The following is an 11,184-nucleotide window of genomic DNA, read 5'->3' on the forward strand; positions in this document are numbered from 1 at the left end:
GCTTGATAAACGCCTTGCTCGCGCCGTAAACGTGGCTACCTGGATAGGGCCACGCGCCCGCAGTCGAGCCGAGGTTGAAGATATAGCCGCTTTTGCGCGCGATCATCAGCGGCAGCACCGCCTTGGTCGAATACAGCACGCCTTTGATATTCGTATCGACCATCGTCTCTAAATCCTCTACGGGCGTCTGCGCGATCCCCTCAAGCCCGAGCGCAAGACCTGCGTTATTTACGAGCACCTCGACGTCTTTGAAATTTTGCGGTAGCGCGCTTACAGCATCAAATACCGTAGCTTTATCGCGAATATCCGCGGCGATAATGTGCGTATTGCCTAGCTCGCCGGCTAGCTTCTGTAGCCGCTCCTTGCGGCGCCCGAGTGCTATGATCTTATAGCCCTGCGCGCTAAGAGCCCTGGCGATCGCCTCGCCAAAGCCGCTCGTAGCGCCCGTGATGAATGCTGTATTTTTCATATGATCCCCTTTGCGTAAAATTTTAAATTTAGCGCAATGATAACGCAAAACGGATTTAGAATTTATGAAATTTGTTCTTGCGGCGCGGGCGCGGATGAAATAATACGAAGACATTAGCAGGTTCTCTTGCGCACGAGTTCGCGATAGACAGCGGATTCGGCGAGCGCACGGGCTAAATTAAAATTTTGCATCGTTTGTTTTTCGCAGTTTGCTATAATTACCTAAATTTAGGAAAAAGGCAAATGAGCAAATTTATACGATTTATCCTTGTTAGTATCTGTGTTTGCGCCACTTATGCGGGTCTAAAATATGCTTTTATACTCTTTATCACGTGGCTAATGTTTAGTGGGGTATATTTTGACGGACCGGGTACGCTGCTCGCCATACCGCTCACGTTTCTAAGCTCATCGGTTATATTTGATTATTATTGTATTGCGCTGGGCTCTCATCTGCTCTTTTTATCGCTACTTAAAGGGCGTGGCGCAAAAACGCGGTGGATTTTGCCTTTATTTTTTCTCATAACGCTCGCGTTTTGTAGCTTTTGCGTCTTAATCGGACACGAAGATTATCAGCGTATAAACGCGCTTTTTGCACTCTTGCTTATCTCTCCATTTACGCTCATCGCATATGCCATCGTTACGACCGTAATCCTTGCCAAAAATAAAATTTCGGATTATTATCCGGTCTTAATCGCGATAATTTTTGTGCCCATTCATGCCGCCAGCATAGGGATATGGGGATTAGAACGGATATATTTTGGAGTATTTCTAAACGCGACGATACTGGGGATTTTTTATTTCACGGCGAAAATCGGGCGCGTAAATTTAATCGCACACAGACCTACACCCGACCAAATGCAAAATTCTAAAGACCGCGTTATCAAAACGATACAAAGCAGCGCGGCATTTTTAAACGACGATATTTTAAAGAAGTGCTAAATTTTATCCTTTTTAGGAATTCTAAATAACGCTTTCGTCGCGCGCTACAAGCTTATCTGCTCCCCGATAGATCTGTGCTTTACCGACAAAACCTTCAAAAACTGCGCCGTTTTGCCTTTTGACACATTGGCATCGCCATTTGATCAAATTTAAACCCAGCGCAATCTCGTCGTTTTTGATCACGCCGATTCCTTTATTTAGCACGTTTTGCGCGATTTGTTTAGCTTCTGCTAGCGAGTGCATCGCGAAGGTGCCGCACTGAAATTTATTCAGCTCGGGGATATCTTTTTGAGAGCTCACGCCCAAAATATCCTTCATACTCGCGCTCCACGCCGTCGCGATGGTAGGATTTGGTTTCAATAGCGACTAGCTCCAATAAAATTTTATCTGTCACGCACAAAGTCTTTTGCGTTTTTCGATTTAAAATTTGAGTTGCGAGAATTCCATTCTTCGTTTACGGATACTCAGAATAAATATTGTGGTTATTTTATACGTACAGAGTAAGATAAAATTTGTAGTTCTCAAGCGCGGCAAAATCAGCACGTCCCGTTTTACAGATGGCAAAATAAAGCGCGCTAGAATCGGCCCTCGCTTGAAATTTTATTTAAAAAGCAAATCGGATTTTAGCTTGGAATAAACCTGTTCGCCTTTTAGCTCGCGGACAATTTGCAGCGCGAATTCCATCGCAGTAGCAGGACCTTTCGAAGTCATTATATTTTGATCTTTTACGACATTCACCGCATTTGTATAGCCTGGGTGAGCGATCTGATTTTCAAAGCCTGGATAACAAGTATAAGAGCTTTTTAGCACACCTGCGGTAGCTAGCGCCCACGGAGCAGCACATATTGCGCCGATTTTTGCGTTATTTGCATCAAAGTCGCGCAGAATCTTACCGAGTTTCTCGCTTTTGGCTAAATTCTCCGCACCGGGCAAACCCCCTGGCAAAACGATCATAGAAAATTCAGACACCTTAATATCATCCAAAATTTCATCCGCCACAAGCTCGATGCCGTGCGTACCGCGAACGCATTTTTTCTCTAACCCCACGGCTGAAGCATCAATATCCGCGCGTCTTAAAATATCAATGATGCTTATCGCCTCGAGCTCCTCAAATCCGTTAGCTAAAACTACAGCAACTTTCATCGCATACCCCTTATTTTAGATACGAGCCCTGCTCACTCGGAGCAGTCGAAATTTCAGTGTTGCCACTAGCACGAGATGGTCTATCATATAAGAACTCATCGTCGCCTTTTAGATAGCCGATGATATAGCCAACTTCTTCAGCGGTGGTTTTGGCAGCGATAGGCTGCATAATATACTTCATCTTTTTGCCATATTGCCCGTCAGAGGTGTAGCTTGAGATCGCGATTGCAATCTCCTTCGCGCTTAGATCTTTTAGCTTACGAGAGCTGCCATAGGCGCGCTTCTGTCCTTCTGAGCCGTGGCAAGAAGCACAGTTAGCATCGTAGATTACCTTACCTTTTTCCTTGATATAGTTGATGTTACGATTTATTTTTGTGCCACCGCCTATAATGTTGCCTTTGGCATTGGGGGTATTTTTGTAGATATTTACGGTTACATTTTCATCTTTAGAATGCTTTTCGATCAGGGATTTTAGCTCTTTGGCAAACTCACCTTTGGCTTCGAATACATACGTGTCATCACTTGCTTTATCCGCGGCATTTAAACTAAAGGCAAAAAAACATGCTAAAAAAGAAATTTTAAAAATTTTCATAGAAAACCTTGATTTAGAATTTAAAAAGGGCGAAGCAAAAGCTTCGCCCTAATTTTACCTGTATAAGGTAAATAATTAGAAGCTGTATTTAGCCTCAAATCTGATGCGATCTTTTTTCTCATCAAGACCGCCAGCAGCATCGTCAATCTTATAGTGAGAATACCAAGTTTTAAAGCTTAGTTTTTCATTATATTTATAAGAAATTCTACCTACTACCTCATATGCATTATCACCATCTGCTTTACCATCTAGGTAATCGGCACCGATTCTGATACCAGTATCAGGGATAGTATAGCCTGCTACTACATACCAGTAGTGATTTTCGCCACTAAAGTTTCTATAGTCTAACAACTCTTCACCCGGGCTAATGAAAGAGCCTTGATCTTCAAAAGATACAAAAGAAACTTTATCTTTATCATCAGGTTCAAATTTTAAATAACCTGCAGCTAAATCAACGCCAAAGAAACCAGCATTAGCTTCTGCAGCCCAGAAATCTGCATCACTAGCACCCGCATCTTTATAATCACCGTCAAAATCAGAGAATGCATACTGACCTTTTACGCCAAGATTAAAATCATCAGAGATATCAAAGTTTAGAGCTAACTCTGCGGCGAAAAGCTGTGCTACGTCCTCTAGAGCATTATACCATAGCTGGAAAGACACTGGATCGTATGAGCCCATAAATCCTATACCGTATAGATTATGATCAGTAGTTAGTTTATTATCTACCGCTGCGCCCCAATCAAGGCTTGAAATATCTCCATCATTCTCTAAAGAATCCATCCAAAAGCCGCTAATTGTCAAGCCCTCGATATCGGTGCTAGTAATCTTAACACCGTCTCCATACATATCATCGGTAAAGAACGAACCTATGCCCTGGCGACCGACTGCAATAGTGGTACCGCCGATAGTGTATCCTAAATAAGCTTTAGCGATATCGAAATCAGAATCTTTGTCGCTTGGATTTTGTGCACCATGATATTGGCTATTTGAAGAAGAAAGCGACTCGCCATTATCTCTATCCAAGAACCTAACGCCCACTACTCCAAAGAAGTTATCATCGATTTTAGCTTTGAAATCTACTTCGGATTTAAATTCCCAAACGCCCTTATTGCTATTTGTTTCATTTTTAAGGTGGTCATGGGTATATCGCATACGAGCGTATCCGTTTAGATCCACATCCTTGATAGCTTCCTCTAACGGAACAGCACTTGCACTCATAGCAAGAGCACCTGCAGCGACTGCTGCCGCTAAACTAAGTTTAACTAGTTTCATTTTGAACTCCTTTAAAAGTTTGTAAGCGCAATAGTAGCACAAAATGACAAATTATATGCTTAAAATAGGCTGAAAAATACTAAAATTTTACCAAATTGTTACCGAGTATTTACCGAAAATCCAAATTTAACGGGCATAAAAAAAGCGAGACCCACACAGGCCTCGCCGATTATTGAAAGGAGTTCTAATTTCGATGTGGGGATTATATCAGGCTGCGGTAAACAGACGGCAACACCTCTTTCATGCGGGAGAAATTTCATAAAAATTTACGACGTGAAATTTTTATGAATGAAATTTCAAGACACGAAATTTGCAAAGCGTGGGTTTTAAAAATCTACGCGACATCTTATCAGTAGAGAATACAGGCACCGAGAATACACAGTACGCGAAAAACTGCGAGAAAGAAAATTTATAAGAATTTCGCAATCAAAATTCTAGCGCCAGCTGTATTTCTATAATATAGAATTTTGCGGACAAAATGGCACTATGCAGCAAGGAATTTAAGCGCGAAAGCAAGTGGATATAAAACGCTAATCGAGCCATAGAAGCAAGACGCGCAGCGCAGAATTCTATGAAATATAAAATTCCACAACTTATAAAATATAAAATTTATGCAGGCAATCGCGTAAAGAATCAGCGGACTTTAAAGCATAAGCAAATCGCGCAAGTCCGCCATGATTAAGAACAGAAACTATTGCCTTAATAAGAGTAGAGAGCAAACACAAAAACGTTTCACAAAGTAAAAGCAGGCTCGCTTACCTTAAAGGGTGGAGCATCTAAAAATCGCGTAGGATTAAAAGCTGATATTTTCGCTCTCCGGTACAGCAATAGCGTCATTTTTATGCATTTGTTTGGTCTCGATTTTACCGATATCATAAGCGCGCGGAGCAACTGAACCCGCTTTGCGCGAGATGATTCGCATATCGGTGATAGCGCCTGCTGCGGTACTTATGTAGGCAGTATCTCCTGCAGCCGCATAATATCTGCTTGCACGAGCGGTGTATAGCTCGCCGCTGGATAGGTCTTTAAACGTATATACATAAGCTGTGGAGCTTTGGCGAGTGTAGTTTACGATCTCGGATTTGAGCGAGCGTAAGTTGCCTGCAGGCGTCGGAGCGGTGCTTACGGCGCAGCCTGCGATGCCAAGAGCCAAAAGTGCGGAAAATATGAAATTTTTCATTCAGTATCCTTATTTGTAAAATTTGAACTTTTAGAGTAGTAGGTTTGGGCTTAAAGTTTGCTTTTTTTGAGAGGCATCGGAGTGGAATTTAAAGAGATCTCTCGGCGTTAGGCGAAGCGAGAATGCGCTTTTGGCGATTTTTATATATAAGTGAGGCAAATTTAGCGGCAATCGCGAGTGAGACTTAGCAATATCGTCTAAATCAAACGCGATGGAGCTCTAGTTTCTTTTACCGGGTTAGCTTGTATCAGCACTCTTTGCGGCGCTGACCGCGATATTTGCAAAAATCGGACTCGAAGGGATCAACTCTCACTTCGCAACTTTTATCCGCACGATCGTCATCGCCTTTTGCCTCGCCGCATTCCTACGCTACGCTAAAGCCTGGCAGCCGCTATCGAGCCTGAGCCCTCGCAACTGGGTGTTTTTGATACTAAGTGGACTGGCAACCGGTGCATCGTGGCTAGCGTATTTCAAAGCCCTGCAAATCGGCAAAGCCTATCAAGTAGCACCGATCGATAAGCTAAGCGTGGTACTCGTTGTAATCATCGCCGTGATATTTTTAGGCGAGCACCCGAGCCTTCGCGAATGGCTTGCGCTAGCACTCATCGGCACAGGCGTGATAATACTGGCGTTTAAATAGGGTAAATTTGCTTTAAATCTATCCTCTTGTGGTCTTTTTAACCGCTACGCCATACGCTTTGTTGTAAAATAAACCCACTGCCACTTCTGCAAAATTGCACCCTAAACCGCTATGATTTCTTATGGCTTGACATTTAGCCTACACGATTTCTAGGCATTATTTGAAACGCGCCGGTAATCGATTTGCCGATACCTTGCTGTAGTTAGGTGGTCTTTAGGGTAATTTTAGTTCTGCTTAAAAGTAGTGAGATTGAAATTTATGAGAAATCAGGAATTTACACCTTAAAATTCCAAAAAATACCGACTCGCCGTACCATAAAATAAAATTACATCCGTAAGTTTAAATCAGACTGGAAACCCTAAATCTACAGTATAGTTGATCAAAAGCTAATTATGCAAGATGCGAATTGAAATCTTGCACACTTCCATAGCTCCGCCTAAATTTATACGCTTGCTGCCTAACCCTTGCATTCCTCGCAAGCTCTAGGCTTGTAGAATAATAAGCTAAGATCGGGAGAAATTTTACTCTCCCTTACCCTTCTTGCCCCTCTTACCTTTAGCCTTAGATGATCCCTCTTCTTTAGCTTCGTCTTTCAACTTAGCCGTAGAGCTTTTTACTTTACCATCCTCATTCATAGCTTTATCCATGCTATCATCCATTTTCTCTTGCATCTTTTCCGATTTAGCGTTTGCTTTAGCTTTAGCAGATTTGGCGGTATCTTTAGCTTTTTTACTCGCTTTTTGCTTTACGGATTTTAGATCACTTATATCGGTAGTGCCGCTTACGGCAAGATCATCTTTAATAAGCTCAAATCTTTTATCGCCTATGCCTTTAATATTTTTGATATCCTCGATATCTTTAAATTTATTATCCTTGCGGTAATCTATGATAGCCTGAGCTTTTGCCTCTCCGATACCGGGAAGTGCCATAAGCTCATCTTTGCTTGCAGTGTTTAAATTTACTGCTGCTAGCATAAATGCAGGAAGCGATAGAAATAGTGCGGATTTAAATAGGTTTTTCATTAAAAGTCCTTTTAGGTTGAGATATTTGTATTGCCAAATAAAACGTCTATTAGCATTGAGGCTTTTGCATACCTATCCCGCGTTAGTGCTAGAGAAGATATGTGCCGCTTTATATGCTTATTACGCTACCTTGCAATACGGTAGGGATTATATTTGTAGCGGGCTTAAAGGGAGATAAATTTAAGAGATATATTGAAATTTTATCTGTTCCGATCTCTTTTATTAAATAAATACCTTAAATTTTAGCCTGATCTTAAAAAGCAGATAGGCACGGATAAAGCTAGATATATTAAATTTAATAGCACCTTTTTTGCTTCCTCTTTGGAGACCGAAAAGGATAAAGCTATATATATTAAATTTAATACCGCAAGCATTGAAACGGGATTTGGATTTAAATCATGTAAAAGGCTAAGCGACGGTATTTATGAAATTTAGCCCTATCTTGCTGCGCACGGAGACTTTACACGTACGAGACTAGACGCATACGGCGAAGGGATACTGGTGTTATGAAAGGCGCGGATACTTTACATGCAAAGCTAGACGAGTAATCTTAATAAAATTTAGCCGCATTAATAAGCTTGCTTTTGTAGGACATGCTTTTCTGGGCTTGATTTTTAATAGGGTTTTATCTGCTTATAGAACGTTTCATTATATTAAGTAATAACGCCTGCCAAGCTTTATTTAGCATATAGTTTAAATCATTCGAAAGCCTTATAAGTTGCCGGCGGCTTTATAATTTAGATATAAAAACGCGGTAATGTATTAAAAACGAACGTATAAATCATAAATGAGGCTCGTAGAGGTTAGAAATAAAGATCGCACCATAGAAGTTAAAAAGCAAACGCAACAGATAGTATTAAAAAAATGATACAAACAAGCAAGTATTATAGAAAAATTTTAATCCGTATCATTTTTCACTCAATATAAGTCAAATTTAATGCAGAGTTTTGAGATTTTGTATTGTGGCGGAGGGCTAGATTTAAAATTTGTATTTGCAGAAGGTTCTAAAATTCTAAAAGGCTATGGAATTTTAAATTTATCAAGCAACATTTATTGGCTAAAAAAGCGATAAGCTAAAGACACTGGAATAGAATTTAAATTGAAAATTACATGGAAAGTTATGGAATTTTAACAAAGCCTGCAGCGACCTACTTTCCCCGTCCGAGTAACGGATAGTATCATCAGCCAGGACGAGCTTAGCTTCTTGGTTCGAGATGGAGCAAGGCGTTTCCTCGTCTGTATAGCCACAGGCAGTGTTAAATAAGGGATTGCTTTTGTTGTTTGATAGTAATATCTTGCGAATACGTTACGAGCTTTAGCCGCGTAGCATAGGAGCTTTACTCGTTCCTGTCTGCTCGCCTCATATCAAAAATACTTCGTAATCTAACTTAGATTAATCATAGATTACGGATATCTTTTATAATCTCTTATTTAACACTGCGTTCATCGTTAAAGTCAGATCTTGTTTTATAAAAACAAAGGTTGATAAGGTACAGTAAAAATTTACTATTTCGAATTGAGAACTAATTTTTTGCTAGGCGAGGCAAACGAGCAAAGACGAGGGAGCATACATATGGTATGTGACCGAAGTCTGCAGCGAAGTTTAACGAAGCATAGTAAAAAATTAGGAATCAATTTTATCCTTAACAAGGAAGTAATGCTTAAAAGATAAGCAAACGAGCTATTAGTACCGGTCAGCTAAAGGACTTTCATCCATTACACATCCGGCCTATCAAACTAGTAGTCTACTAGAGCTCTTAAAAGAAGATTCATCTTGGAGTCGGCTTCGAGCTTAGATGCTTTCAGCTCTTATCGCATCCCGACTTAGCTACCCGGCGGTGCTCTTGGCAGAACAACCGGTACACCAGTGGTCGGTTCAACCCGGTCCTCTCGTACTAGGGTCAACTCTCCTCAATCTTCTTACGCCCACGGCAGATAGGGACCGAACTGTCTCACGACGTTCTGAACCCAGCTCGCGTACCGCTTTAATGGGCGAACAGCCCAACCCTTGGGACCGACTACAGCCCCAGGATGCGATGAGCCGACATCGAGGTGCCAAACCTCCCCGTCGATGTGAGCTCTTGGGGGAGATCAGCCTGTTATCCCCGGGGTACCTTTTATCCTTTGAGCGATGGCCCTTCCACACAGAACCACCGGATCACTAAGACCGACTTTCGTCTCTGCTCGACGTGTATGTCTCGCAGTTAAGCTGGCTTTTGCCTTTATACTCTGCAAGCGATTTCCAACCGCTTTGAGCCAACCTTTGTAAGCCTCCGTTACATTTTGGGAGGCGACCGCCCCAGTCAAACTACCCACCAGACATTGTCCTACCTAAGGATAACTTAGGCTAGTTAGCTACCCGAATAAAGAAGAGTGGTATCTCAACAATGGCTCATCGTAAACCGAGATCTACGAATCGAAGCCTCCCACCTATCCTGCGCATCTTTATCCAAGTAGCAGTGTCAAGCTATAGTAAAGGTCCACGGGGTCTTTCCGTCTTGCCGCGGGTAGGAGGAATTTTCACCTCCACTACAATTTCACTGGATCCCTCTTTGAGACAGCTCCCATCTCGTTACGCCATTCATGCAGGTCGGTATTTAACCGACAAGGAATTTCGCTACCTTAGGACCGTTATAGTTACGGCCGCCGTTTACTCGGGCTTCGATCAGATGCTTTGCATAAGCTAACATCATCAATTAACCTTCGAGCACCGGGCAGGCGTCACACCCTATACATCCTCTTACGAGTTAGCAGAGTGCTGTGTTTATGGTAAACAGTCGGGAGGGACTCTTTGTTGTAACCTTCTTCGCTTACGAAGTAAATTCTTAACGAAGCTAGGCACACCTTATACCGAAGATACGGTGCTATTTTGCAGAGTTCCTTAAAGAGAGTTCTTCCACGCGCCTTAGAATACTCATCCCACCCACCTGTGTCGGTTTACGGTACGGGCGATATCAGCTAAACTTAGAAACTTTTCTCGGCTCGATAGTATCATGGATTCTTCATCTACTCCGAAGAGCGTCAGAAGCCTTTCAGATCTCGGATAAAGAGTTACGGATTTGCCTATAACTCAACCTACTTCCTTAGACTAGCACTTCCATCCGCTAGCTCCACTAACTTTAAGCGTCCTTCCGTCGCACACTGATATCGGTATCGGAATATTAACCGATTTTCCATCGCATACCCCTTTCGGACTTTGCTTAGGACCCGACTAACCCTACGATGACGAGCATCGCGTAGGAAACCTTGGGTTTACGGCGAATACGATTCTCACGTATTTTATCGCTACTCATGCCTGCATGCTCACTTCCAACCGCTCCACCGCTCCTTACCGGTACGGCTTCGACGCTGATTGGAACGCTCTCCTACCACAGTGTCTATGAGTATTTATACTTTACTTAGGCTTATCTTTTTGCTTTTGTTACTAAATTTTAAAATTCTAAGAAATTTTGAAATTTCTAAAATTTAAATCAAGACATTGCATTTAAATTTTAATGTAAGAAGCGAAGTATCTTTGAGCAGATTTAAATGTTGCTGATATTTTTTCGACTAAGGCTAACCGTGTAGGTTGCCGCAGGAGAAAAAATGAAGCTCATTTAAAGATGCCAAAGAGACAAGCTTAGTATAAATAATCATAGACACTATCTAAAGCTTCGGTACTCATTTTAGCCCCGTTATATTTTCCGCGCAAAATCACTAGACCAGTGAGCTATTACGCTATCTTTAAAGGATGGCTGCTTCTAAGCCAACCTCCTGGTTGTTTCAGTAACTTCACATCGTTTTCCACTTAAATGAGATTTGGGGACCTTAGCTGTTAGTCCGGGTTGTTTCCCTCTTGACGACGGATTTTATCACTCGCCGCCTGACTGCCGTGGTTACGCTATAAGTATTCGGAGTTTGATAGGGTTTGGTACATTGGTGTATG

6 protein-coding genes, 2 rRNA genes and 3 pseudogenes are annotated in these 11,184 nt (G+C 42.0%); 2 read left to right on the forward strand and 9 right to left on the reverse strand.

Annotation, left to right across the window (positions count from 1 at the left end):
* The coding region (locus tag Q0372_RS08620) for an SDR family NAD(P)-dependent oxidoreductase (protein WP_298104882.1) at nt 1–469 on the reverse strand (469 nt) is incomplete at its 3' end.
* 242 nt (nt 470–711) lie between these two features.
* On the opposite strand from Q0372_RS08620, the gene Q0372_RS08625 reads away from it, so the two are divergent.
* A complete protein-coding gene (locus Q0372_RS08625; protein WP_298104884.1) occupies nt 712–1,407 on the forward strand; it encodes a hypothetical protein in 696 nt (231 codons plus the stop codon).
* 144 nt (nt 1,408–1,551) lie between these two features.
* Here the strand turns inward: Q0372_RS08625 and Q0372_RS08630 are convergent.
* The 5 genes and pseudogenes from Q0372_RS08630 to Q0372_RS08650 all read right to left on the reverse strand — a co-directional run.
* A pseudogene (locus tag Q0372_RS08630) lies at nt 1,552–1,752 on the reverse strand (S-ribosylhomocysteine lyase); the annotation flags it as partial.
* A 255-nt stretch (nt 1,753–2,007) separates the two neighbouring features.
* Nucleotides 2,008–2,550 carry a DJ-1 family glyoxalase III gene (locus Q0372_RS08635; protein ID WP_298104886.1) on the reverse strand — a complete coding sequence of 181 codons (543 nt, stop codon included), beginning with the start codon at nt 2,548–2,550 and terminating at the stop codon, nt 2,008–2,010.
* Nucleotides 2,551–2,560: 10 nt separating this feature from the next.
* Entirely contained in the window at nt 2,561–3,142 is a 582-nt protein-coding gene (locus Q0372_RS08640; RefSeq protein WP_298104888.1) for a cytochrome c, read from the reverse strand.
* Between the two features lie 75 nt (nt 3,143–3,217).
* Nucleotides 3,218–4,417, reverse strand: a complete 1,200-nt coding sequence (locus Q0372_RS08645; RefSeq protein WP_005871017.1) for an OprD family outer membrane porin — start codon at nt 4,415–4,417, stop codon at nt 3,218–3,220.
* Between the two features lie 793 nt (nt 4,418–5,210).
* A complete protein-coding gene (locus Q0372_RS08650; RefSeq protein WP_297901248.1) occupies nt 5,211–5,597 on the reverse strand; it encodes a hypothetical protein in 387 nt (128 codons plus the stop codon).
* 241 nt (nt 5,598–5,838) lie between these two features.
* On the opposite strand from Q0372_RS08650, the pseudogene Q0372_RS08655 reads away from it, so the two are divergent.
* A pseudogene (locus Q0372_RS08655) lies at nt 5,839–6,237 on the forward strand (EamA family transporter); the annotation flags it as partial.
* A gap of 782 nt (nt 6,238–7,019) precedes the next feature.
* On the opposite strand, the pseudogene Q0372_RS08660 reads toward Q0372_RS08655, so the two are convergent.
* The 3 genes and pseudogenes from Q0372_RS08660 to Q0372_RS08670 all read right to left on the reverse strand — a co-directional run.
* Nucleotides 7,020–7,259, reverse strand: a pseudogene (locus Q0372_RS08660) (helix-hairpin-helix domain-containing protein); the annotation flags it as partial.
* Between the two features lie 1,135 nt (nt 7,260–8,394).
* Nucleotides 8,395–8,511 (reverse strand): 5S ribosomal RNA (gene rrf, locus Q0372_RS08665).
* 412 nt (nt 8,512–8,923) lie between these two features.
* Nucleotides 8,924–11,184, reverse strand: a 23S ribosomal RNA gene (locus tag Q0372_RS08670); the annotation flags it as partial.

This window comes from uncultured Campylobacter sp., from assembly GCF_937997405.1.
Taxonomy (GTDB): Bacteria; Campylobacterota; Campylobacteria; order Campylobacterales; family Campylobacteraceae; genus Campylobacter_B.

Coding starts and splice junctions, on each gene's coding strand:
- Q0372_RS08625 (WP_298104884.1), top strand. CDS start 712: ATGAGCAAATTTATACGATTTATCCTTGTTAGTATCTGTGTTTGCGCC.
- Q0372_RS08635 (WP_298104886.1), bottom strand. CDS start 2,550: ATGAAAGTTGCTGTAGTTTTAGCTAACGGATTTGAGGAGCTCGAGGCG.
- Q0372_RS08640 (WP_298104888.1), bottom strand. CDS start 3,142: ATGAAAATTTTTAAAATTTCTTTTTTAGCATGTTTTTTTGCCTTTAGT.
- Q0372_RS08645 (WP_005871017.1), bottom strand. CDS start 4,417: ATGAAACTAGTTAAACTTAGTTTAGCGGCAGCAGTCGCTGCAGGTGCT.
- Q0372_RS08650 (WP_297901248.1), bottom strand. CDS start 5,597: ATGAAAAATTTCATATTTTCCGCACTTTTGGCTCTTGGCATCGCAGGC.